This window comes from Aquabacterium sp. NJ1 (genome assembly GCF_000768065.1).
Taxonomy (GTDB): domain Bacteria; phylum Pseudomonadota; class Gammaproteobacteria; order Burkholderiales; family Burkholderiaceae_C; genus Aquabacterium.
Map to the genome: position 1 here is coordinate 1,836,456 of NZ_JRKM01000001.1, position 23,255 is coordinate 1,859,710.

Annotated in this window: 22 protein-coding genes; 9 read left to right on the top strand and 13 right to left on the bottom strand. The window is 65.7% G+C overall.

Annotated features, from left to right (window positions below):
* Nucleotides 1–23: 23 nt before the first annotated feature.
* The 3 genes from JY96_RS07880 to JY96_RS07890 are packed head-to-tail and all read left to right on the top strand — an operon-like array spanning nucleotide 24 to nucleotide 2,649.
* The gene (locus JY96_RS07880) at nucleotides 24–926 is read left to right on the top strand and encodes an energy transducer TonB (RefSeq protein ID WP_052162261.1); all 903 of its coding nucleotides are present in this window, start codon (nucleotides 24–26) and stop codon (nucleotides 924–926) included.
* Nucleotides 927–951: 25 nt separating this feature from the next.
* Nucleotides 952–1,812 carry a shikimate dehydrogenase gene (gene aroE / locus JY96_RS07885; RefSeq protein ID WP_035036429.1) on the top strand — a complete coding sequence of 287 codons (861 nt, stop codon included), beginning with the start codon at nucleotides 952–954 and terminating at the stop codon, nucleotides 1,810–1,812.
* Between the two features lie 36 nt (nucleotides 1,813–1,848).
* Nucleotides 1,849–2,649: a transglycosylase domain-containing protein gene (locus JY96_RS07890; protein ID WP_035036431.1), complete on the top strand. Its 801-nt coding sequence runs from the start codon at nucleotides 1,849–1,851 to the stop codon at nucleotides 2,647–2,649.
* A 23-nt stretch (nucleotides 2,650–2,672) separates the two neighbouring features.
* Here the strand turns inward: JY96_RS07890 and JY96_RS07895 are convergent, their stop codons facing one another.
* The 6 genes from JY96_RS07895 to JY96_RS07920 all read right to left on the bottom strand — a co-directional run bounded on the left by JY96_RS07895 (nucleotide 2,673) and on the right by JY96_RS07920 (nucleotide 5,940).
* Nucleotides 2,673–2,888: a hypothetical protein gene (locus tag JY96_RS07895; RefSeq protein ID WP_052162262.1), complete on the bottom strand. Its 216-nt coding sequence runs from the start codon at nucleotides 2,886–2,888 to the stop codon at nucleotides 2,673–2,675.
* Between the two features lie 31 nt (nucleotides 2,889–2,919).
* Nucleotides 2,920–3,432 carry a DoxX family protein gene (locus tag JY96_RS07900; protein WP_081961118.1) on the bottom strand — a complete coding sequence of 171 codons (513 nt, stop codon included), beginning with the start codon at nucleotides 3,430–3,432 and terminating at the stop codon, nucleotides 2,920–2,922.
* A gap of 92 nt (nucleotides 3,433–3,524) precedes the next feature.
* Entirely contained in the window at nucleotides 3,525–3,764 is a 240-nt protein-coding gene (locus JY96_RS07905; RefSeq protein ID WP_035036434.1) for a zf-HC2 domain-containing protein, read from the bottom strand.
* Nucleotides 3,765–3,783: 19 nt separating this feature from the next.
* Nucleotides 3,784–4,455, bottom strand: coding sequence for an RNA polymerase factor sigma-70 (locus tag JY96_RS07910; RefSeq protein WP_081961119.1), 672 nt, complete (start codon nucleotides 4,453–4,455; stop codon nucleotides 3,784–3,786).
* A gap of 68 nt (nucleotides 4,456–4,523) precedes the next feature.
* The gene (locus JY96_RS07915) at nucleotides 4,524–4,688 is read right to left on the bottom strand and encodes a rubredoxin (RefSeq protein WP_035036437.1); all 165 of its coding nucleotides are present in this window, start codon (nucleotides 4,686–4,688) and stop codon (nucleotides 4,524–4,526) included.
* 64 nt (nucleotides 4,689–4,752) lie between these two features.
* Nucleotides 4,753–5,940, bottom strand: coding sequence for an alkane 1-monooxygenase (locus tag JY96_RS07920; protein ID WP_035041671.1), 1,188 nt, complete (start codon nucleotides 5,938–5,940; stop codon nucleotides 4,753–4,755).
* A 206-nt stretch (nucleotides 5,941–6,146) separates the two neighbouring features.
* Here JY96_RS07920 and JY96_RS07925 point away from each other — a divergent pair, with 206 nt between their 5' ends.
* Entirely contained in the window at nucleotides 6,147–7,124 is a 978-nt protein-coding gene (locus JY96_RS07925; RefSeq protein WP_052162263.1) for an AraC family transcriptional regulator, read from the top strand.
* Between the two features lie 109 nt (nucleotides 7,125–7,233).
* Here JY96_RS07925 and JY96_RS07930 read toward each other — a convergent pair whose 3' ends face one another.
* On the bottom strand, nucleotides 7,234–8,802 hold the full coding sequence (locus JY96_RS07930) for a DEAD/DEAH box helicase (protein WP_081961120.1): 1,569 nt from the start codon (nucleotides 8,800–8,802) through the stop codon (nucleotides 7,234–7,236).
* A gap of 59 nt (nucleotides 8,803–8,861) precedes the next feature.
* A complete protein-coding gene (locus tag JY96_RS07935) occupies nucleotides 8,862–9,971 on the bottom strand; it encodes an aminoglycoside phosphotransferase family protein (RefSeq protein ID WP_035036442.1) in 1,110 nt (369 codons plus the stop codon).
* 174 nt (nucleotides 9,972–10,145) lie between these two features.
* On the opposite strand from JY96_RS07935, the gene JY96_RS07940 reads away from it, so the two are divergent.
* Genes JY96_RS07940 through rsmA form a run of 3 tightly spaced genes read left to right on the top strand, consistent with a single transcriptional unit; the run spans nucleotide 10,146 to nucleotide 14,980 of the window.
* Nucleotides 10,146–12,716 carry an LPS-assembly protein LptD gene (locus JY96_RS07940; protein ID WP_152606399.1) on the top strand — a complete coding sequence of 857 codons (2,571 nt, stop codon included), beginning with the start codon at nucleotides 10,146–10,148 and terminating at the stop codon, nucleotides 12,714–12,716.
* Nucleotides 12,709–14,136 carry a peptidylprolyl isomerase gene (locus JY96_RS07945; protein ID WP_052162265.1) on the top strand — a complete coding sequence of 476 codons (1,428 nt, stop codon included), beginning with the start codon at nucleotides 12,709–12,711 and terminating at the stop codon, nucleotides 14,134–14,136. Before JY96_RS07940 ends, JY96_RS07945 begins: the two co-directional genes overlap by 8 nt.
* Nucleotides 14,126–14,980, top strand: coding sequence for a 16S rRNA (adenine(1518)-N(6)/adenine(1519)-N(6))-dimethyltransferase RsmA (gene rsmA / locus JY96_RS07950; protein WP_081961121.1), 855 nt, complete (start codon nucleotides 14,126–14,128; stop codon nucleotides 14,978–14,980). The genes JY96_RS07945 and rsmA overlap by 11 nt, the downstream gene beginning before the upstream one ends.
* A gap of 14 nt (nucleotides 14,981–14,994) precedes the next feature.
* On the opposite strand, the gene JY96_RS07955 is transcribed toward rsmA, so the two are convergent.
* Entirely contained in the window at nucleotides 14,995–15,420 is a 426-nt protein-coding gene (locus JY96_RS07955) for a PEP-CTERM sorting domain-containing protein (protein WP_161784263.1), read from the bottom strand.
* Nucleotides 15,421–15,560: 140 nt separating this feature from the next.
* Between JY96_RS07955 and JY96_RS07960 the strand changes: the two genes are divergently transcribed.
* Entirely contained in the window at nucleotides 15,561–16,784 is a 1,224-nt protein-coding gene (locus JY96_RS07960; RefSeq protein WP_035036446.1) for a multifunctional CCA addition/repair protein, read from the top strand.
* Between the two features lie 78 nt (nucleotides 16,785–16,862).
* On the top strand, nucleotides 16,863–18,662 hold the full coding sequence (locus tag JY96_RS07965; protein WP_035036449.1) for a long-chain-acyl-CoA synthetase: 1,800 nt from the start codon (nucleotides 16,863–16,865) through the stop codon (nucleotides 18,660–18,662).
* Between the two features lie 134 nt (nucleotides 18,663–18,796).
* Here JY96_RS07965 and ftsZ read toward each other — a convergent pair whose 3' ends face one another.
* From ftsZ to JY96_RS07985, 4 genes are read right to left on the bottom strand one after another with little or no spacing between them, the layout of a single operon-like run.
* Nucleotides 18,797–20,059, bottom strand: coding sequence for a cell division protein FtsZ (ftsZ, locus tag JY96_RS07970; protein ID WP_035036452.1), 1,263 nt, complete (start codon nucleotides 20,057–20,059; stop codon nucleotides 18,797–18,799).
* Between the two features lie 58 nt (nucleotides 20,060–20,117).
* The gene (ftsA, locus tag JY96_RS07975; protein ID WP_035036455.1) at nucleotides 20,118–21,347 is read right to left on the bottom strand and encodes a cell division protein FtsA; all 1,230 of its coding nucleotides are present in this window, start codon (nucleotides 21,345–21,347) and stop codon (nucleotides 20,118–20,120) included.
* A 13-nt stretch (nucleotides 21,348–21,360) separates the two neighbouring features.
* Nucleotides 21,361–22,254 (bottom strand): cell division protein FtsQ/DivIB, encoded by an 894-nt coding sequence (locus tag JY96_RS07980; protein ID WP_081961122.1) that lies wholly within the window; start codon nucleotides 22,252–22,254, stop codon nucleotides 21,361–21,363.
* A 27-nt stretch (nucleotides 22,255–22,281) separates the two neighbouring features.
* Nucleotides 22,282–23,253, bottom strand: coding sequence for a D-alanine--D-alanine ligase (locus JY96_RS07985; RefSeq protein ID WP_035036457.1), 972 nt, complete (start codon nucleotides 23,251–23,253; stop codon nucleotides 22,282–22,284).
* Nucleotides 23,254–23,255: the final 2 nt, after the last annotated feature.

Here is a 23,255-nt window from a genome sequence, read left to right on the forward strand (position 1 = left end):
CCTCCTTGACGCCTGCCAAGCGGATGCTGCAACGCCTTCGAACACTGTGGAAATCCTTGAGCCTCCTGCAGATCTGCCTGGGGGTGTCGGCGCTGTTGCACATCGGCCTGTTCAGCTTCCGCCTGGTGGACCCCGAAGGTTTCAACCGCACCTTCAAGGACACGCCGCTGGAAGTCATCCTGGTCAACGCCGGCAGTGAAGCCGCGCCCGACAAGGCCCAGGCCCTGGCGCAGCAGAACCTGGCCGGCGGCGGCGAAAGCACCGGCCGCGCCACCTCGCCCCTGCCACCCTCGCCCGAAGCCGAAACCGGCGACGCCATGGAGCAGACGGCCCGCATGATCGAGCAGATGCAGCAGGAACAGCAGCAGTTGCTCACCCAGGTCAAGAACGAGCTGTCGGCCCTGCCCCCGCCCCAACCACGCGCCAAGGCCGAGACCGAGCAGAACCGCGCCGACGAAGAACGTCGCCGCCAGCTCACCAAGCTGCTGGCCGAAATCGAAAAGCGCATCCGCGAAGAAAACGAGCGCCCCAAGAAGCGCTACATCAGCCCGGCCACGCTGAAGTCGGCGGACGCCCTCTACTACAGCCAGTTCCGCACCTTGGTGGAACGCGCCGGCACCGAGCACTTCCCCACCCAAGGCGGCCAGAAGCTGTACGGCGAGCTGGTGATGGAAGTCTGGCTGGACCGCCAGGGCAAAGTGGTGGACGCCATCATCACCCAACCCTCGCGCAACAAGCAGCTCGACAAGCGCGCCCGCGCCATCGTGATGAACGCGGGCCCCTTTGGTGCCGTGCCCCCCGAAGTGATCGCCGGCAAGGACCTGCTGCTGATCTCGTCGCGCTTCCGCTTCACGCGGGAAGCTGGCATGCAGGCCACCACGCAGGCCCCGGCCCCTGAGCAAGCCACCATCCCGGCGGCCCCCTGACCCCCTCTGACCGACTGACCCGCCCATGACCACCGCAGACCGCTACGCCGTGGCCGGCAACCCGGTTGAACACAGCCGCTCGCCCCTGATTCACGCGCGCTTCGCCGAGCAGACCGGCCAGGCCGTCGACTACGGCCGCCTGCTGTGCCCGCTGGACGACTTCAAGGCCCACATCCAGGCCTTTGCAGCCAGCGGCGCCAAGGGTTGCAACGTGACCGTGCCTTTCAAGTTCGAAGCCTTCGAGCTGGCCACCCGCCGCACGCCCCGCGCCGAGCTGGCCCAGGCCGCCAACACCCTGCGCTTTGATGCCCAGGCCGATGGCGGCTGGCTGGCCGACAACACCGATGGCATCGGCCTGGTGCGCGACATCACCCGCAATGCCGGCGTGCCGCTGGCGGGCCGGCGCGTGCTGCTGCTGGGCGCAGGCGGCGCCAGCGCCGGCGTGCTGGGTCCGCTGATCGAAGCACGCCCTGCCGAGATCGTCATGGCCAACCGCACGCTTGAAAAGGCAAAGGCCATCGTGGACCGCCACGCCGAATGGGCCGCCCGGCATGGCGTCCAGCTCAGCGCCCGCAGCCTGCAAGACCCCGGCGAGGGCTTTGACGTGTTCATCAATGGCACGGCCGCCAGCCTGGCCGGCAGTGGCGTACCCGTAGGCGCCCAGGTGCTCAAGCCCGGCACCCTTGCGCTGGACATGATGTACGGTCCCGCGGCGCAAGCCTTCCTGGACTGGGCCCGCGCACACGGCGCCACCCCGCGCGATGGCCTGGGCATGCTGGTCGAGCAGGCCGCCGAGGCCTTCGCCCTGTGGCGTGGCGTACAGCCCGACACGCAGCCCGTGCTGGCGCACATGCGCGCACTGGTCGACGCGGCCCAGCCTCACTGAATCCTGATCTTCAACCGTTCCACCAAGAAGCCCTCGATGCGTGCAGTCTGGCGAATCGTCGTCCTGTTGATCCTCAGCGCCCTGAGCCTGCAGCTCTACTTCGCTGCGCGCATCGGCCTGATGCGCTTTGTCGATCCGCAGTCCACCACCTTCCAGCGCAGCGAAATGGCGCGGCTGCTGCGCGAACAAGGCCGCATCACCTGGACCCAGACCTGGCGCCCCTATGACGCCATTTCCGACAACCTCAAGCGCGCCGTGATCGCCTCTGAAGACGGCAACTTCGTGGACCACTGCGGCGTGGAATGGGATGCGCTGAAAAACGCCTGGAAGAAGAACAACCAGGCTCAGGCCAGGGTCGACAAGGTTCGCCAGCAGGCGCAGGAGCGTTATGAACGGGCCGTGGCCCGTGCCAAGGCGCGTGGACGCGCGATCCCCCCGCCCCCGACCGCAACCACCACCGCCTCGCCCAAGATCATCGGTGGCTCGACCATCACGCAGCAGCTGGCCAAGAACCTGTTCCTCAGCAGCGAACGCAACTTCCTGCGCAAGGGCGAAGAGTTCATCATCACCTTCATGCTCGAAGGCCTGCTGGGCAAGGAACGCATCCTCACCGTCTACCTCAACAACGTGGAATGGGGCGAGGGCGTGTTCGGCGCCCAGGCCGCATCACGCCACTACTTCCAGGTGGAAGCCTCTCAGCTCAGCCCCATGCAAGCGGCCCGCCTGGCGGTGATGCTGCCCGCGCCCAAGCGCTTCGAGCAACAACCGCGATCAGGCTACATCATGAGCCGCTCGGCCACGATCGTGGCGCGCATGGGTGGGGCCGAGCTGCCCTGATGTCGGCGCAGGCAGGACCGACATCACTTCTTGTTGATGTCGTCCACGCCCTTCTGGTAGCGGTCGTAAGGCTGGCCGGCCTCGTCCATGCATCGCCTGCGCTCGTCCATGTTGGTGAGCGCATTGCACTGGTTCTGGCGCCAGGCCTGGCCGGCGCTGTACGCCTGTTGGGTGGAACATGCGGTCAAGCCCCAGACTGCCAGCAGACCAAGCCCGAATGTGATGGCGAGTTTTGTCATGCGGGCATCTTATGGGCGCGCCAGGCCAAGTTCAAGCGGCCTTGTTCAACCAGCGCCGCCAGGCCAGCGCATCCAGCGACAAACGCCCGCCACCAAAAGCCGCCAGCGCCACGGCCAGCACGCCCCAAAGATGGTGGTCCTTCAACGCAGCAGGCGCCAGATCCGGGTAGCTGATCACGGCCATCGCGTTGACAAAAAACAGGCCCACGGCAGCAGGCCGCGTCACCAGCCCGAGCGCCAGCAGCATCGAAAAACCCAGCTCGCCGCCCGTGCCCATCCACGCGGCCAGTTCGGGCGGCAACACGGGCACGTGGTACTCCTCATTGAACAGGAACAAGGTGGCATCCCAGTCCTGCACCTTGGTCAGGCCGGACCGGAAGAACACCTCGAACAGGTACAGTCGTGCGGCCAGCAAGGCCAGGGCCTGAGGCCAGACCTCGAAGCGCAGCCAAGCTTGGGCCAGCCCGATCAGGCGCTGGCGCAGGGATGGGGCGGCAGCAGACGAGCCCGCAGCGGCAGAAAGAGATGAGTGAGTGGGGGACATGGTGCAAGCCTCGACAAAGTGGCACAGATGTCCATTGGTCGACGCTGGCGGCGGTTTCTTACACCGCGAGCCCCCCGTTGCCCTCGCCCCGCTCAGCCCCCAGCGGGTGGTGGCATCTTGTCGTCGCCACCGGCGGCCCCGCCACCGTCATCCGCATGCGTGGCAAAACCCTTCATGGCCTGGCGGATGAAGCCCAGTTGCCCACCGAAGTTGCGGCAACCCGAGCAGATCCAGGTGTGCATGCGCAGCACCGTGCGTTCGGCCGTGCCCAGCTGGCGCTCTTGCGACTCGGACATCATGCGGGTGGCTTGTTCGCAGTTGAGTTTCAACATCCTGGGGTACTCCTCAACTTCAGGCGGCCTGCGCAAACCAGCGCTGGTTCAAACATTCGCGCAGGCGCAAGCGGGCCCGGTGCAGGAGCACGAACAGGTTGCTGCTGCTGACGCTCACCGTGGTGCAGATCTCGTCGGACTCGAAGCCCATGAACTCGCGCATCATGAACACGCGGGCCTGTGCGGGCGGCATGCCGTCCAGGCAGACCTCCAGCACCGCCCAGAACTGCTGCTGCTCCAGGCTGGCCTCGGGGCAATGCCAGGCGGTGGGCTTGCTGTCCTGCAACCAGTGGCCACGCTCGTCGAACAGGTCGCTCATGGCCTGCTCTTCGTCCTCTTTCATGAGGCTGCTGGCGTCCACCATGCGCTGCTTGTGGCGCAGCAGGTCGGCCACCTTGTTCTTGAGGATGGCAAACACCCAGGTCTTGATGGCCGCACGGCCCGCGAAACGCTGTGCACCGCTCCAGGCGCCGGCCAGGGCTTCCTGTACGGCATCCTCGGCCAGGTGCCGATCCCCCAGATGCAGCTGGGCGAACTTGATCATCTGGGTGCGCAGCGCGCTCAGGAAGGCCTGGTCGTGCAGACCATGCAGCTGCGCGGCCGCCCCTTCAGGCTTAGAAACGCCAGAAGCCGACGCAGCAGGGTCGGCTTCATCAGGGGGCAAGGTCAAAGGGGATTCGTCGCGGGACATGGTGGGCGGTGCGTTTCAGCAGCCCCCACTGTAGCGCCTGCCGCGCGCACCGCGATGCCCCAGGGGCTTCAGGCTTCTTCGGCCTCGAAGTCCACCTTGTCGCGCACGGCGCACTCCGGGCAAGCCCAGTCATCAGGGATCAGCTTCCAGGGCGTGCCGGGCTTGAAGCCTTCATGGGGCTCGCCCTTGGCTTCGTCGTACACGTATCCGCAGTTGGGGCAGCGGTATTTCATGTTGGTGTCTCCTCGGTGGCTGGCGTCTGTGGATGTGTTCTGGCGCCAGCCGCTCACTCATGGATCAGGCCTGGCGGGCCAGTTCACGCGCCTGCTCAGCATAACGGGCGGTCAGCTCGGCGCGGCGCGGTTCGTACATGTTGATGCGGCTCATGTCGCCCTTGTAGTGGGCCAGCACGCGCTTGTTCATCAGCGCATACCAGATGGGCGGGAAGTAGGCCAGGGTGATCATGCCGGCGTAACCGGAAGGCAGCTGCGGGCTGTGCTCGAAATGGCGCAGGGCCTGGTACTTGCGGGTCGGGTTGGCGTGGTGGTCACTGTGGCGCTGCAGGTGGTACAGGAACAGGTTGGTCACCATGTGGTTGCTGTTCCACGAATGCTCGGGCTCGCAACGCTCGTAGCGGCCATCGGCCTTCTTGCGGCGGCACAGGCCATAGTGCTCCAGGTAGTTCACCACCTCCAGCAAGTGGAAGCCGTAGATCGCCTGGATGACCAGGAAGGGCAGCGCGGCCCAGCCCAGCACGGCCAGCAGCACCGCGAACAGCACGACCGACATGCCCCAGGACTGCAGGTTCTCGTTGTCCAGACTCCACACGCCCTTGCCCGAACGGGCCAGGCGCTCACCTTCCAGGTGCCAGGCCGAACGCAGGCTGCCAAACACCGTGCGGGGCAGGAACACCCAGAACGATTCACCGAAGCGCGAGCTGGCGGGATCTTCCGGCGTGGCCACGTTCTTGTGGTGACCGCGGTTGTGCTCGACGTAGAAGTGGCCGTAGAAAGTCGGCGCCAGCGAGATGCGCGCCATCCAGCGGTCGAACTTGGACTTCTTGTGGCCCAGCTCATGCGCCGTGTTGATGGCGATGCCGTTGACCATGCCCACGCTCAGGGCCAGACCCACCAGGTGGTACCAGGGCAGATCGGAGGTGACGGCCAGCCAGGCGCCGAACACGGTCACCGCGAGTTGCAGCGGCACGAAGGCATACAGCACCCAGCTGTAGTAGCGGTCGTTTTCCAGGCCTTGCAGGGCGCTGTCGGGCGGGTTCTCGGCGTCCTCGCCAAAGAGCCAGTCCAGCATCGGCAGGATGACGTGCACCAGGCCCACCACGAACCACAAGGTCCACACGGCCTTGGTCTGCATGAACACGCCCAGCATGATGATGCCGATCAGGGGCACGGCCGGCCCGAGCAACCACAGGTATCGTTTCGGGTCGGCCCACTTCTGCACGGGGGCCATGATGCTGGCGTTGGACATGTCAATCTCCTTCAAGTGCAGCCAGTGTCTTGAATTTGACATGGATCAGGAGGGGGCAAAAGTCCGTTCGACCATTGCAATACGCCGCACCCCAATCCGTGTTTACCCGAGGTTCGTCAAACATCTCACATTCCCGGCGTTTGGCACCTGAAACACGGATTTTCGGCAGATGCGATGGCTGGCCTTTCGTGGCATCCTGAGCCAATATGGATAGCCTCAGCCTGATTTTGGACGACATGCACTTCGACGGTGTGGTGTTCGCGTCCACGCACAACTCGACGCCCTGGGCGTGGCGTCTGGCGACACCAGGCCTGGCGGCTTTCCACATGGTCACCAGTGGTCAGGCCTGGTTGCTGCGCGAGGGCGAAGAGCCCTTGCTCGTGCAGACCGGTGACCTGATCGTGCTGCCCGCCGGCAGCCAGCACCACATCCAGGACAAACCTCAGACCATGGCCGTGGCGCAAGACCTGCTGCCCCACATGGCCGCCTCCGAGCTGGAGCCGCAAAAGCACGGCGGCCAAGGCGAGCCCAAGTGCGACCTGATCAGCGGCCACGCCCGTTTCGACGTGGACATGGCCGCCCCGCTGATTGCCGCGCTGCCGAGCTTGATGCATGTGCGCGGCCTGGGCGAAGCACCCCCACTGTGGCTGGCCATCGGCCTGCAGTTCCTGGCTCAGGAAGTGGCCGCCCCACGCCCGGCCCAGCAGGCCATCATCAACCGCCTGGGCGACATCCTGTTCATGGAGTGCATCCGCGACTATGTCGAGTCGGTGCCGGAGGGCTCGGGCAACTGGCTGGCAGCATTGAAAGACCGCGCCTTGTCCAATGCGCTGGCCCACATGCACCGCGACCCGCGTCGCAACTGGACGGTGCCGGAGCTGGCGCAGCAGGCCTGCCTGTCGCGCTCGGCCTTTGCAGACCGCTTCACCCAGACACTGGGCGAACCGCCACTGACCTACCTGACACGCCACCGCATGCGGCTGGCGGCCAGGCAGTTGAGCGGGTCAGGTTTGTCGATCAGCAAGATTGCCGATCTGGTGGGGTATTCGTCGGAGGCGGCATTCAGCCAGGCCTTCAAGCGCGAATACGGCACCTCGCCTTCGGTGTGGCGTCAGCAGCGACTGGCTGCCGTCAACCCCATCGCGGTGGCGACGACCAATGGCGACCAACAAGCAGCAGCCTGAACGGGCAGCCTGCTGATCGCACGGACTGATCAAACTGAGCGCGCGAAGGCCTTGACGAGGCCCACCTTCACGGCAGGGGCTGGTGGCCAGGTTTGGCCGCCCATGCGGTTTAACGCCGGGTCGTGCCCGACCCACCCAGCAAGGCCGCGACCTTGCGCTTGGGCTTGATGAAGCGCGACAGGCCCGTGCCACTGCTGGCGGGTGTCGCGGCAGCGGTCTTGTCTTCCCAGACCGGATCGGCAGAGGGATCGGGTTCGTAAGGCTTGTCGAAGAAGGGGTCGGACGGGCGGCGTGGTGCCGGGCGCATCGAACGCGAGGGCTCGCGGTACTCGCGCGCCTCACGTTCACCACGGCCAGACGAGGCGGCGGGTGCCACGTCGGAACGCACATCGCCATCCTCGCTGCGGCGTTCACGGCGATAAGCGCCACGTTCACCGCCTCGGTCGCCACCGCGGTCACCACCACGGCCGCCTTCGAGCTCGAAAGGCTCGACGTCGATCTTCTTCTTGATCAGCTTCTCGATGTCGGCCATCAGGCGGGCATCCGAGCTCGTCACCAGGGACACGGCCAGGCCGCTGGCACCGGCACGACCGGTACGGCCAATGCGGTGCACGTAGTCTTCGGCGTTGAAGGGGATGTCGAAATTGAACACCGCAGGCAGCGCGGCGATGTCGATGCCACGCGCGGCCACGTCGGTGGCCACCAGCAGGTCCATCTCGCCGGCCTTGAAGGCGGCCAGGGCCTTCATGCGCTCTTCTTGCGATTTGTCGCCGTGAAGGGCCGTGGTGCGCAGGCCGTCGCGCTCGAAGGTGCGCGCCAGGCGGGCGGCGCCCAGCTTGGAGTTCACGAAGACGATGCTTTGCGTGATGCCGCGGTCACGCAGGATCTGGCGGATCACGTGGCGCTTGGCGTCGTCATCGACCTTGTAGAAACGCTGCTCGACGTTGGTGGCCGTCTGGTTGGGGCGGGCCACTTCGACCAGGATCGGGTTCTGCAGATAGCTTTGCGCCAGCTTCTTGATTTCGGGCGAGAAGGTGGCCGAGAACAGCAGGGTCTGGCGCTGCTTGGGCAGGTAGCTCAGGATGCGCTGCAAGTCCGGCAGGAAGCCGATGTCCAGCATGCGGTCGGCCTCGTCCAGCACCACGTACTCGACTTGCGACAGGTTGCAGTTCTTGGCTTCGATGTGGTCGATCAGGCGGCCCGGGGTGGCAATCAGCACCTCGACGCCGGCCTTGAGCTCCAGCGTCTGCTCTTTCATGTTCATGCCACCGAACACGACAGCCGAACGCAGATTGGATTTGCTCGCGTACTTCTTGACGTTGTCCGCCACCTGCACAGCCAGCTCACGCGTGGGTGCCAGCACGATGGCGCGCACCGGGTGGCGGGCCGGCGACATGCTGGCGTTCTCGTGCTTCATCATTTTCTGAAGCAGCGGGATGGAGAAGGCAGCGGTCTTGCCGGTGCCAGTCTGCGCGGCACCCATCACGTCACGACCGTCCAGCACCAGGGGGATGGCCTTGGCCTGGATCGGCGTCATCGTCGGGTAGTCGATGGCCCGCAGCAGTTTGGCGTCCAGCGGCAAGGTGTCGAACCGCGCTGGAAGGTCTTCGGGGGCAGCGTCTGGCAGGACGGCGGCGATATCGGCAAGTTCAGCCGCAAGAGAGGTATTCGAATTCATCGGTTGCGGATTATCCGCTTGTTGCTGCATTTTTGCGCAATTTAATTAAGGGGTACAAATCAGAAGGTGTATCCGACCTGCGTCTGGGTGCCGCCGTGGGCCGCCTCGCACTGCTCCAGCAGGCGCGCCAGCGGGCCCAGGCCCTGGTAGCGCGAGGCCACGCGGTGGGCATATGTCCAGACACGGGGGATGTCGTCCAGGTACTGGCGCTTGCCGTCGCGCAGGGCCAGGCGGGCAAAAATGCCCAGCACCTTGAGGTGGCGCTGCAGGCCCATCCATTCGAAATCACGCCAGAAATCGGCGAAATCGGCGGGCACGGGCAGGCCAGCCTTGCGAGCGCGCTCCCAGTAGCGCACGGCGTAATCCAGCTGGATGTCCTCGTCCCAGATCACGTAGGCGTCACGCAGCAGCGACACCAGGTCGTAGGTGACGGGGCCACGTACCGCATCCTGAAAATCGATCACCCCCGGGCGCGCCGTGGAATCGGCCGGATTCGCCATGAGGTTGCGCGAGTGGTAGTCACGGTGCACCAGCACATTGGCCTGGCTCAGGACCTGGGCCTTGATCAGCGCAAAAACCTGCGCCAGCTGGGTTTGCTGCTGCTCCGTCAGAACTTGCTGCCGCAGCTTGCCGATGTACCACTCGGGGAACAGGTCCATCTCGCGCTGCAGCAAGGCGTCGTCGTAGGGCGGCAGGGCCTGCTCACCCTCGCCGGGCGCCACGCCCTGCAGGCGCACCAGCTCGTCGATGGCGGCCTGGTAGCGGGCGCGGTTGGCCGAACCCGGCGCGTGTTCGTAGTCGGTGGCCTCCAGGGTGGACAGGAAGGTGTGTTCACCCAGGTCGCTCAGCAGCATGAAACCCTGGGGCTCGTCCCAGGCCAGGATGTGGGGCACGTTGACACCGCCGCCATCCAGCAGGCGGTCCACAGCCACGAAGGGGTGGCAGTCCTCCTTCTCGGGCGGGGCGTCCATGATGATGAAGCTGCCCTGGGCCGCGTCTTTCGCCGCATCCACCCGGAAATAGCGGCGGAAGCTGGCATCGGCGCTGGCCGGGCGCACCGTCTCGGGCAGAAGACCGTGGGCGGGCGCCACGGCAGCCAGCCAGGCGGCAAAGGCCTGCTGGCGGGCGGTGTCGGCCCAGTGGATGCTGGAAGAAGAAGCTGTGCTCATGAGGGGACTGATTCGAGAAAGCCGGCAAACGGCGCCGACATGAAATAATGCGTCGATTCTAGGCAAGGCCGGCTCACCGAGACGATGGCCCATGCCGCAGCCCCCTTCCTGCGACTGCGATATGTCGTCCGTGGCAACCCATGCCCTCCGTGATCCTTCCGTGACCCCTCTTCCGTGACTCCTCGACTGGCCCGCCCCTCCGCCTCCATGCCCCGCCGCGCCGCCCTTGCCGCGCCGCGCCTGCGCTGGACCCCTGTTGCCGTGGCCGCCGGGCTAGTGGTGGCCCAGATCGCCTGGCCAGGCCAGGTGCAGGCCGATGACCGTGGCCTCAGCGTGGCCGAGGCCGCGCCTGAGCCCGCCGCGCTGCCCAGCTCGACGCTGGCGCCGCCCCTGCGCTTCAGCTTCTCGCTGCCGGCCCCGCAAGCCGATCTGCACAACGGCAAGCTGCCGCTGTTCTTCGAGGCCGACAACCTGGAAGGTGAATCCGGCACGCGCACCCGGGCCACGGGCTCCGTGCGCCTGCGCCAGGGCGACCTCACCGTGCGCGCCGACGAGCTCACGCACACGCAGGCCGACAACACCGCACGCGCGCTGGGCCACGTCGTTATCACGCGCAACCACAACATCTTCAGCGGGCCCGAGCTGACGCTCAAGCTTGACACCCTCGAAGGCGAATTCATCCGCCCGCGTTTCTGGTTCGCCCGCACGCGCGCCGGTGGCGATGCCGAGCTGGTCGAGTTCCTGGGCGCCAACCGCCTGCAGGCCACCAGGACCACCTACAGCAGCTGCACCCCGGCCAACACGGCCGACGGCAGCCCGGGCGAGCCCGACTGGTCGCTCAAGACCAGCCGCATCTACCTGGACTTCGATGCCAACGAAGGCAAGGCCGACAACGCGGTGATCTGGTTCAAGGGCGTGCCTATCCTGGCTGCCCCGACGCTGACCTTCCCGCTCAACGACGCGCGCAAATCCGGCTGGCTGCCCCCCAGCTTCGATTTCGACAGCAAGAGCGGCTTCGAGCTGTCCGCGCCGTACTACTGGAACATCGCACCCGACAAGGACATGACGCTGGCGCCGACGCTGTCGGTGCGACGCGGTGCGGGCCTGGATGCCGAATACCGCTACCTGGCCCCCCACGATGAAGGCACGCTGCGCGTCGTGGGCCTGCCCGATGACCGCGTGGCCATGCGCTCGCGCGGCCTGGTGGACTTCGGCCACAAGGGCAACCTCAATGATGGCAACCTGCTGGCGCAGACCAATTACGAGCTGAAGTGGCTGCGTGTGTCGGACGACGACTACTGGAAGGACTTCCCGCACGGCCTGCCCTCCCAGACTCCGCGTCTGTACGACAGCCACGCCACCATCGAGCGCCAGCTGAACGCGCGCAACTGGGGCCTGGGCAACAGCCAGACCACGCTGTACGGCAGCGTGCAGACCTGGCAGACCCTGCGCGACCTGGACCCGCTGGCCGACCCGGCCTTGACCAAGATCGACACGCCCTACCGCCGCGAGCCCCAGATGGGCCTGCGCAGCCGCAGCGGCAATGACACCGGCATGGTGTGGTCGATGCAGGGCGAGTTCAACCGCTTCACCAATCAGGACACCACCAAGCCCACCGGCAACCGGCTCAATGCCATCGGCCAGCTGAGCCAGTCCTTCAACCTGGGTGGTCTGAACCTCACCCCCAAGCTCAGCATCAACGCCACCAGCTACGACCTGGACCAGGCCATGGCCAGCGGCAGCCGCAGCGCCACACGCGTGCTCCCCACCTTCAGCCTGGACTCGGGCCTGACCATGGAGCGCCCCGTCCACCTGTTCAACCGCGACCTGACCCAGACCCTGGAGCCGCGCATCCAGTACGTGCGCACCCCCTACAGCGACCAGAGCCAGCTGCCCCTGTTTGACAGCGCCCCGCGTGACTTCAACCAGTACGCTATCTACAGCGAAAACGCGTTCACCGGCGGCGACCGCATCTCTGATGCCAACCAGGTCACCGTGGGCGTGACCTCGCGCCTGTTGGACGACCGCACCGGCAACGAAGCCCTGCGCCTGGGCGTGGTGCAAAAGCTCCTGTTGGCCGACCAGCGCCTCAACCCCGACGGGCCCGACCCGATCACGCAGCGCCTGTCCGACCTGTTGCTGCTGGGCTCGGCCTCGGTCATCCCCAACTGGAACCTGGACGGCTCCACGCAGTTCAACGCGCAGAACCACGCCATGTCGCGCGGCCTGCTGGGCGTGCGGTATTCGCCCGGGCCCTGGCGCACCGTGGGTGCCGCCTACCGCTACACCCGCGACGCCAGCGAACAGCTGGACCTGGGCTGGCAATGGCCACTGGCCGGCCCTGTGCCCTCCAGCGCCCAGGTGCGCAACCAGGCCGTGGCCGACCCGCTCAACCTCACCGGCAAACGGGCCGCCAATCCCGGCGCCTGCGGTGGCACCTGGTACAGCGTGGGCCGCATGAGCTACAGCCTGCGCGACAGCCGCCTGACCGACTCGCTGCTGGGCGTCGAATACGACGCCGGCTGCTGGATCGGCCGCGTGGTGGCCGAACGCGTGTCCGTGGGCCGCGCACAGGCCAGCACACGCATCATGTTCCAGCTCGAACTGGCCGGCTTGTCGCGCATCAGCCTGGGTTCCAACCCGCTGCGCGCCTTGAAGGACAATATCCCCGGCTACCAGTTGCTGCACGACGACAGCAAGGCTGCGCCCTCAACCGGCTCTTCGCCATTCACGACAGATGACTGACCACACCACACTGACCCGACGTGCGCCCCGCCCTGCCACACGCCAGCCGCGCGCCCTCCGCGCCCTGGTGCAGGGCCTGTGCCTGAGCCTGCTGGTCAGCACGACGGCACCGGCCTGGGCCCAGTTCAAGCAATCGCCCAACGTCACACCACGCATCCCGGGCGCCCGCAACCTGAGCACCGAGCTCAAGATCGAGGGCATGCAGACCACGGCCGACTACATCCTGGCTGTGGTCAACCAGGAGCCCATCACCCACACCGAAGTGGAAAAGCGTGTGGCCCGCATCACCGACACGGCACCGGCTGGCGCACGCCTGCCCCCGCCTGAAGAGCTGCGCAAGCAGGTGCTGGACGCGCTGATCGACGAGAAGGTGCAGATATCGTATGCCAAGACCATCGGCATGGACATCCCGGATGCCGAGGTGGACGGCGCCATCGAGAACATCGCCGCACAAAACCAGATGACCCTGGTGGACCTGCGCGCCCGCATGCAGGCCGATGGCCTGGACTTCCAGCGCTACCGCAACAGCCTGCGTGAACAGCTGCTGCTGCAACGCCTGCGCGAACGCGAGGTCAGCAGCCGCATCCAGATCAGCGATGACGACCTCAACGCCTTCATGAAGGAAGACCCTGCGGCGCACTCCGAAGTGGCGCTCAACGTCGCGCACATCCTGATCGCCGTGCCTGAAAAGGCCACGCAAGTGCAGGTGGCTGCGCTGCTGACCAAGGCGCAAGGCATCCAGGAGCGTGCTGCACAAGGCGCGAACTTCGCCCAGCTGGCCAAGGAGTTCTCGGCTGACACCAGCACGCGCGACCAGGGTGGTGCCCTCGGCTTGCGCGAGGCCAGCCGCCTGCCCGAGCTGTTCGTGGCCACTGCGGCCAAGCTCAAGGTGGGCCAGGTGGCCCCGGTGGTGCGTTCCAACGCGGGCTTCCACATCATCAAGCTGATCGAGCGCGAAAACAGCGCGCAGGCCACCTACACGCAACAGCGTGCCCGCCACATCCTGCTGCGCACCAACCCGCAGCAACCTGTGAGCGAACAGATCGACCGCATGCGGGAGATCCGCAAGCAGATCGTGGGCGGCCAGACCAGCTTCGCCCAGATGGCCCGCCAGTACTCGGAAGACGGCAGCGGTGCACGTGGCGGCGATCTGGGCTGGGCGGCCCCGGGCCAGTTCGTGCCCGAGTTCGAGAAGGCCCTGACGGCCCTGCAACCCGGCCAGATCTCCGAGCCGGTGGTGAGCCGCTACGGCGTGCACCTGATCCAGTTGCTGGAACGCCGCGAAGTGCAGCTCAACGAGCAGCAAAAGCGCGAAGCCGCCAAGCAGGTGCTGCGTGAACGCCGCTTCGAGCCGACCTACGAAGAATGGGCCCGCGAGTTGCGCGCTGCCGCCTACATTGAAATGCGTGATGCGCCCTGATCGCCCCTCCAACCGCCCGGCTTCCTCGCGCCCCGCCAAGCCTCATGGCAAACGGGCCGTGCAAGGCGGCGGTGGCCACATCGCCCGCAAGCGCTTTGGCCAGAACTTCCTGGTGGACCTGGGTGTCATCGACGAAATCGTGCGCGCCATCTCGCCCAAGCCGGGTGAGGCGCTCATCGAAATCGGCCCCGGCCTGGGCGCGCTGACCAACCCCGTGGTCGAACGCTGCGAACACCTCACCGTGGTCGAGCTGGACCGTGACCTGGCCGCCCGCCTGCGCAAGCGCCCCGAACTCACGGTCATCGAATCCGATGTGCTCAAGGTCGACTTCGGCCAGATCGCGCAAGAGCGGGGCTGCAAGCTGCGCATCATCGGCAACCTGCCCTACAACATCTCCAGCCCCATCCTGTTCCACCTGCTGCCCTGGGCCTCGCACGTGGCAGACCAGCACTTCATGCTGCAAAAGGAAGTGGTGGACCGCATGGTGGCCTCACCGGGCAACAAGGATTTCGGCCGCCTGAGCGTGATGCTGCAATGGCGCTACGACATGGAGTGCGTGGTCGACGTGCCGCCCGAATCCTTCGACCCGCCACCCAAGGTGGACTCGGCCGTGGTGCGCATGGTGCCCCGCGCCCAGCCCGCCGAGGTGGACCCGGCCGTGCTGGAACAGATGGTGGCCGTGGCCTTCTCGCAGCGCCGCAAGATCCTGCGCCACACGCTGGGCCAATGGATCGAACAGAACGGCATCCAGACCGACTTCGATCTGCAGCGCCGCGCCGAAGAGGTGCCCGTGGCCGAGTTCGTTGCCCTGGCGGCGCGCAAGGGCTCAGCCCCTGCTGCCTGACACGCTCGTGGGCATCAACCCAGACGCCTGCGGACCAGGCTGCCCACGAGCAGCATGCCCACCAGGGCCAAGGCCTCGGTCGTGGGCTCCGGCACCGCCATCACCTCGTAGCTCCCGGTGAAGCTGCCACCATAGGCCTTGCCGAACACCGTGATGCTGTGAAAGCCACTGAGCACCGGTGCAGAGAAGTAGTAGTAATCATCCAGACCGGGCAACAGGTCCGCCACGGCAAAGCCATCCACCTGCACGGCGAAAATGTCGTAGCCGGACTTGCCCGTGAACGACGACAGCACCGATCCCGTGAGCACCCCCGCGTCCGACGCGAAGCCGGTCATGAAGGCCGGGGCTGAACTGACGAAGCTGCCCGACACATCGTCGGCACGGGCTCCTGTGGCAACCAAGGCCAAGGCCAGGCCCAAAGTGACTGCAGCGCGTTTCATGACACTCTCCTTCATGGAAAACCAAATGGACTCGGGCAAGAGCCATGCAGATTGCGTACCAGCGCCAGCCCCGTTTTCTTGCACCAAAGCAGCCACAAAGGGCGTGCGGGTGCACCACGAAGCTCACTAAACTCCCCTTGATGAAAACTTATCTTGTTGGCGGCGCAGTCAGAGACCGTTTGCTGGGGCGGCCCAGTGGTGACCGCGACTGGGTCGTCGTGGGCAGCACGCCGCAAGCCATGAGCGCGCTGGGCTACATGCCCGTGGGCAAGGACTTCCCCGTGTTCCTGCACCCGCAGACCAAGGAGGAATACGCCCTGGCCCGCACCGAACGCAAGAGCGGCCACGGCTACCACGGCTTCCAGGTCCACGCCTCGCCCGAGGTCACGCTCGAAGAAGACCTGGCCCGGCGCGACCTCACCATCAACGCCATGGCCGAAGATGAAACCGGCCACGTCATCGACCCGTACGGCGGCCAGCGCGACCTGCGCGATCGCGTGCTGCGCCATGTCTCGCCCGCCTTCGCCGAAGACCCGGTGCGCATCCTGCGACTGGCCCGCTTCGCCGCGCGCTTTCATGATTTCGGCGTGGCCGAAGACACCGTGGTGCTGATGCGCAAGATGGTGGAGGCCGGCGAGGTAGACCACCTGGTGGCCGAGCGCGTCTGGCAGGAGCTGGCCCGTGGCCTGATGGAAGACAAGCCCTCACGCATGTTCGAGGTGCTGCGCGACTGCGGCGCCCTGGCCCGACTGCTACCCGAGGTCGACCGCCTTTGGGGCGTGCCACAACGCGCCGACTACCACCCCGAGGTCGACACCGGTGTGCACCTCATGATGGTGCTGGACATGAGCGCGCGCCTGCACACCTCGCTGGCCGTGCGTTATGCCTGCCTCGGCCACGACCTGGGCAAGGGCACCACGCCGCCCGACGTGCTGCCTCGCCACCTGGGCCATGAGGGCCGCAGCGCGCAACTGCTCAAGCAGGTCAACGAGCGCCTGCGCGTACCCGTGGACTGCCGCGAGCTCGCCGATGTGGTGGCACGTGAGCACGGCAACATGCACCGCAGCGACACACTCAACGCGGCCGCCGTGCTGCGCCTGCTGGAGCGTTGCGACGCATTTCGCAAGCCGCAACGCTTTCGCGAAATCCTGCAAGCCTGCGAGTGCGATGCCCGTGGCCGCCTGGGCCTGCAGGACGAGCCCTACCCGCAGGCCGAGCGCCTGAGCCTGGCGCTGGACATCGCGCTGGCCGTGCCCACCGCCGAGGTTTCTGCTGCAGCGCAGCAACGTGGCCTGCGTGGCGAGGCCATCGGTCAGGCCATCGCACAGGCCCGGACCGAGGCCCTGGTTCAAGGGGGTTTTTGACGCCATTGTTTCCTTGCTGTCGCCAGATGTCCGTTCGGGTCATTCCCATACCAGCTCCCTGGACACTAGACTGTTTGGATGGCCAGCCAAACGATCAATCTCCTGCAGTGGATGGGTGCCGTCGCACGCACCGCACCCGCTTTGCCCCACGTCGCCAAAGGGCTGTGGAACCTGGTGACCCTCAAGCCCGACCAGATCGGCTCGATCGGCTTGCGCTTTGCGCAATTGGCAGCCAGCCAGCCTGATCAACCCGCCCTGGTTTTTGAAGGCCGCACCTGGAGCTACGCCCAGTTCAACATCTGGGCCAACCAGATCGCCCACAGCCTGAGCACCGCCGGCATCCGCCAGGGTGACTCGGTTGGCGTGCTGATGGAAAACCGCGCCGAGTTGCTGGCCTGTGTGCTGGGCATCGTCAAGCTGGGTGCGATTGCCACCTTGCTCAACAACCAGCAACGCGGTGACCCGCTGGCCCACAGCCTGCGCATCACCAAACCCAAGGTCGTGATCCTTGGTGAAGAGTGCGTCGAAGCCTTCGACAGCCTGGCCCCGGCCATCCGCGCCGAACTGGGTGCCCAGTGGTGGTGGGAAGGTGATGCCGCCGCGCCCTTTGGCACCGACAGCCTGCGCCGCCGCACCCTCAAAGCCGAGAGCAGCAACCCGCCGCAAACCGAGCACATCACCCTGCGCCAGCCCTGCTTCCACATCTTCACCTCGGGCACCACCGGCCTGCCCAAGGCCTCGGTGATGACGCATTACCGCTGGCACCGCTGCATGGCGGGCCTGGGCCAGCTGGGCCTGCGCCTGAAGGCCGATGACGTGCTGTACTGCCCGCTGCCCATGTACCACAACAACGCCCTGACCGTGTCATGGAGCGCGGTGGTGGGCGCCGGTGCCTGCATGGCCCTGAGCCGCAAGTTCAGCGCCTCGCGCTTCTGGGACGAGATCCGCGCCAACAAGGCCACGGCCTTCTGCTACATCGGCGAACTCTGCCGTTACCTGCTCAACCAACCCGTGCGCGACACCGACCAGACGCACAACGTGCGCGCCATCATCGGCAACGGCCTGCGGCCCGACATCTGGGAAGCCTTCCAGGCGCGCTTCAACATCCCGCACATCGCCGAGTTCTACACCGCCAGCGAGTGCAACCTGGCCTTCGTCAACGCCTTCAACTTCCAGGGCACGGCCGGCTACTGCCCCCTGCCTTATGCCATCGTGGCCTTCGATGTTGAAAACGAAGTGCCCGTGCGCCAGACCGACGGCAAGAACGCGGGCACGATGCGCAAGGTGGCCAAGGGCGAATGCGGCCTGCTGCTCACCGAGATCACCGACAAGGCCCCGCTGGACGGCTACACGGACAGCAAGGCCACCGAAGCCAAGGTGTTCCGCAACGTCTTCAAACCCGGTGATGCCTGGTTCAACACCGGCGACCTGATCCGCGACATGGGCTTCGGCCACATCGGCTTCGTGGACCGCGTGGGCGACACCTTCCGCTGGAAGGGCGAGAACGTGGCCACCACCGAAGTCGAGGCGGCGCTGGGCTGCATCGAGGGCATCGAAGAGGCCGTGGTGTATGGCGTGGAAGTGCCCGGGGCCGATGGCCGCGCCGGCATGGCCGCGATCCGCTGGGATCACGGCAAAGGCCCGCTCGATGGCGTGGCGCTCGCACAAGCCCTGCACAAGGCTCTGCCCAAGTACGCCGTGCCGCTGTTCATCCGCGTGCGCGACGAGCACGAGGTCACCGCCACCTTCAAGCACCGCAAGGTGGAGCTCAAGCGTGAGGGCTTCGATGTCGACAAGGTCGCAGATGCCTTGTACGCACTGGGTGAAAACGGCTACGAGCTGATGCAGCCTGCGCACCAGATGGCCCGGCGCGCCTGATCCTTCAACCTGATTGTTGTTCTGAGGTGCTGTTGCACCGGAATGGCCAAAAGCCCCCCGCACCTTTCAGCGCGGGGGGATAAAAGCTTGGCAACGGTACGCGCTGGCTGATCAGGCCAGCGTCAGGCGATCACTCAGTCAGCTTGCTTGCGCAGGAAGGCCGGGATCTCGATTTCATCCATGCCGTTGCTGGCCAGGGCGTCAACCTTGGCAGCCGCTTGCGTGCGGCCGGAGCGCCACACGCTGGGCGTGTTCAGGCCGCTGAAATCGTTGCCGCCAGCGCTGGCGTGGCCCATGCCTGCCACGCCACCAGCCAGACCTTGCGCATGGCCTGCGTGGCCGATCGGCTGGGTCAGCACGGGGATGTTGTCGGTGCCGGTACGCTGGAAGACTTGCGTCTGCGGTGCGCTGTGGACCACGGTCATCGGAGCTTGCTGGCGCTTGGAGCCGCACAGGCCGGTGGCGATCACGGTCACGCGCAGCTGGTCGCCCAGGCTTTCGTCGTAGGCCGTACCGTAGATCACGTGTGCATCTTCAGCAGCGTAGCGACGGATGGTGTTCATGGCGTTGCGCGACTCGCTCAGCTTGAAGCTGGACTTGCCTGCAGCGATCAGCACCAGCACGCCACGTGCGCCGGACAGGTCGATGCCTTCCAGCAGCGGGCAGGCCACAGCGGCTTCGGCTGCCTTGGTGGCGCGGTCCGGGCCACCAGCGGTGGCGGTACCCATCATGGCCTTGCCAGGCTCGCTCATCACGGTCTTGACGTCTTCAAAGTCGACGTTCACCAGGCCGGGGATGTGGATGATGTCGGAGATGCCGCCCACGGCGTTCTTCAGCACGTCGTTGGCCTTGCCGAAAGCTTCTTCCTGCGTGACGTCGTCACCCAGCACTTCCAGCAGCTTCTCGTTGAGCACGACGATCAGCGAGTCGACATTGGCTTCCAGTTCGTTCAGGCCGGTGTCAGCCTGCTTCATGCGGCGGTTGCCTTCGAATTCGAACGGCTTGGTCACCACGCCCACGGTCAGGATGCCCATGTCCTTGGCCACGCGGGCGATCACAGGGGCCGCACCGGTGCCGGTACCACCGCCCATGCCGGCGGTGATGAACACCATGTGGGCGCCGTCCAGTGCAGCACGGATCTGGTCGACTGCTTCTTCAGCAGCGGCGCGGCCGGCTTCGGGCTTGGCCCCTGCGCCCAGGCCGGAGTTGCCCAGTTGCAGTTGCATCTCGGCGCTCGAGCGCAGCAGCGCTTGCGAGTCCGTGTTGGCGCAGATGAACTGCACGCCTTGCACGCCTTGGGAGATCATGTGTTCAACGGCGTTACCGCCACCGCCGCCCACACCGATCACCTTGATCTGCGTGCCCATGTCGAAGTTGTCGATCATCTCGATTGCCATGTCGTACCTCTTTTATTAATCAAGCAGTTGCCAATTGAAAACGTACCAAGTTAGGCGCTTAAAAGTTGCCTACGAACCAATCGCGTACACGACCAAACAAGGTCTGAACAGACCCGGCTTGTTGCGCCGCCTTCATCCCGCGCATGCGCGCGAGTCTTGCCTCTTCGAGCAAGCCCATGACGGTGGCCGAGCGAGGGCTGGCCACCATGTCGTGCAGTGCGCCTGAGTACAAGGGCGTGCCCTTGCGCACAGGCTTCAAGAAGATGTCTTCGGCCAGCTCGACCATGCCCGGCATCACCGCCGAGCCGCCGGTCAGCACGATGCCGGAAGACAGCAACTCTTCATAACCAGACTCGCGGATCACCTGGTGAACCAGCGAGAAGATCTCTTCAACGCGCGGCTCGATCACGCCGGCCAGGGCCTGACGCGAGAGCATGCGTGGTGCGCGGTCACCCAGGCCCGGCACTTCGACTTGTTCATTGGGATCAGCCAGCAGTTGCTTGGCCACACCGAAGTCCACCTTGATGTCTTCGGCGTCCTTCGTGGGTGTGCGCAGGGCCATCGCGATGTCGCTGGTGATGAGGTCACCGGCGATGGGGATCACGGCCGTGTGGCGCACCGAGCCATCGGTGAAGATCGAGACATCCGTGGTGCCTGCGCCGATGTCCACCATGGCCACACCGAGCGACTTCTCGTCTTCGGTGAGCACGGCAGCAGAAGAAGCGGAGGGATTGAGGACCAGCTGTTCGGCCTCCAAGCCGCAGCGGCGAACGCACTTGACGATGTTTTCGGCGGCGCTCTGGGCTCCGGTCACGATGTGCACCTTGACCTCGAGGCGACCGCCAGACATGCCGATTGGCTCTTTGACCTCATGGCCGTCAATGATGAACTCTTGAGGCTCAACAAGCAATAGGCGCTGGTCATTCGGGATGTTGATCGCCTTCGCGGTTTCCACCACACGTTGCACGTCGATGGGCGCAACTTCCTTGTCCCGCACGATGACCATGCCCGTGCTGTTCTGGCCGCGGATGTGGCTGCCTGTGATGCCTGTCCACACGCGGCTGATCTTGCAGTCGGCCATCAGCTCGGCCTCTTTCAAGGCTTGCTGAATGGACTGCACGGTGGCGTCGATGTTGACGACCACGCCGCGCTTGAGACCGTGGCTGGGCGCCACGCCCAGCCCTGCCAGGCGCAGGTCACCGCCCGGCATGACTTCGGCCACGACCGCCATCACTTTGGCGGTGCCGATGTCCAGCCCGACGACCAGATCCTTGTATTCCTTGGCCATGGTGTGTGTGGATTTATCTGGTTGAAGACGAAGGTTTGTTGTTGGCCGGCGCGTTGTGTGCAGCCACCGGTTTGGCAACGACGGGTTTCTTGATCACAGGGGCCTTCTGGCCATCCTGCAAAGTGGTCAGGCCACGCAGCTTGACGGCGTAGCCCTCGGGGTAACGCAGGTCGGCGTGGGCCAGGGGGGCGGGGTACTGGCGCTGGAGCTCGGGCAAGGTGCGCACGAAGCGATCGACGCGCGCCTGCACCTCCTCCGGCCCACCGCGACCCAGCTCGATCGTGGCATCGTTGTCCAGCTCGACACTCCAGGAGCCGCGCTCGGTCAGCTTGAGCGTGTCGATCTCACCAAGCGGTGCGAGCACGGGCTTGAGGCGCTGCAGCATGTCGAGCATGGCCTTGGCTTCGCCAGCGCTGGGGTTGAGCGGCGCTTCGAGCGTGGGCAGGTGCTCGTCTTCCACATCACCGAGATTGGCATCGAACACCTCGCCGTAGGTGTTGACCAGCTCGTCTTCGCTGTCCTCGTGGTGCCAGTAGGCCGCAGGGCGGTGCTCTTCCAGCACGACACGCAGCTCGTTGGGCCACACGCGGCGCACCACGGCCTTGCGCACCCAGGGCACCGACTCGAAGATCTCGCGGCTGCGGTTGAGGTTCACGTTGAAGAAGCCGCCGTGCATGCGCGGCACGACGTTGGCGCGCACCGTGGCCAGGTTGTTGCGCTCCAGGTCGCCTTCGAGCTGCACCTTCTGCAGGTTGAAGTAGGGCAAGCGGGTCAGCTTGGTGACACCCGCGGCCAGCAACAGCCCGATCGCCACCACCAGCAAGGCAGAAGCGGCAGCGTTCATCCAGAGGACGTCTTGCGGCGTCTCTTCCGGTGCGCTGAAGCTGTTGAGGGCGGCGGCCTGCATGGCGGTCGTGGCTTCTTTCAGTGAGGGTCAGCGGACACTGTCCAGGCTGGCCGAGGCCAGCAGGTGGACACACAGTTGTTCATAGCTCAGGCCAGCCACCTTGGCCGACATGGGCACCAGGGAATGGCCGGTCATGCCCGGCGAGGTGTTGATCTCCAGCAGGAAGGGTTGGCGGTCCGACTGGCGGATCATCACGTCGGCACGCGCCCAGCCCCGGCAACCCAGGGTCTTGAACGCCCGCACCACCTGGCGCTGGATCTCAGCCTCTTCGTCGGCAGCGAGCTGGCTGGGGCACAGGTACTTCACGTCGTCGGTGAAGTACTTGTTCTGGTAGTCGTAGTTGCCACCGGGCGCGACGATGCGGATCACGGGCAGGGCCTGCGCCTCGCCTTCAACGATCAATACCGGGCAGGTGGTCTCTTCGCCTTCGATGAACTGCTCGCACAACACTTCGGGGTCGTGCTGCGCAGCGGCGGCATAAGCGGCAGCGCACTGCGCAGGGTCGGTCACCTTGGTCAGGCCGATGGACGAGCCTTCGCGTGCGGGCTTGACGATCATGGGGGCGCCCAGGGCAGTCAGGGCATGCGCGCAGTCTTCGGCGCTGGACACCATGCGCCAGTCCGGCGTGGGCAAGCCTTCGAAGCGCCAGATGCGCTTGGTCATGATCTTGTCCATCGCAATGCTGGACGCCATCACCCCGGAGCCGGTGTACGGAATCTTCAGCAACTCCAGAGCGCCTTGCACGGTGCCGTCTTCACCACCACGGCCATGCAGCGCGATGAACACGCGGTCCACGCCTTCGGCCTTGAGCTCCTGCAGCGGGCGCTCGGCAGGATCAAAAGCAAAGGCGTTAACGCCTTGTGACTGCAAGGCCTTGAGCACGCCCGAGCCGGACATGATGGACACATCACGCTCGGCCGAGGTGCCGCCAAACAGCACGGCCACCTTGCCCAGGCTGGCCGGGTCGATGCGGGGCGCTTGGAGTGGGATGGTGCTCATGC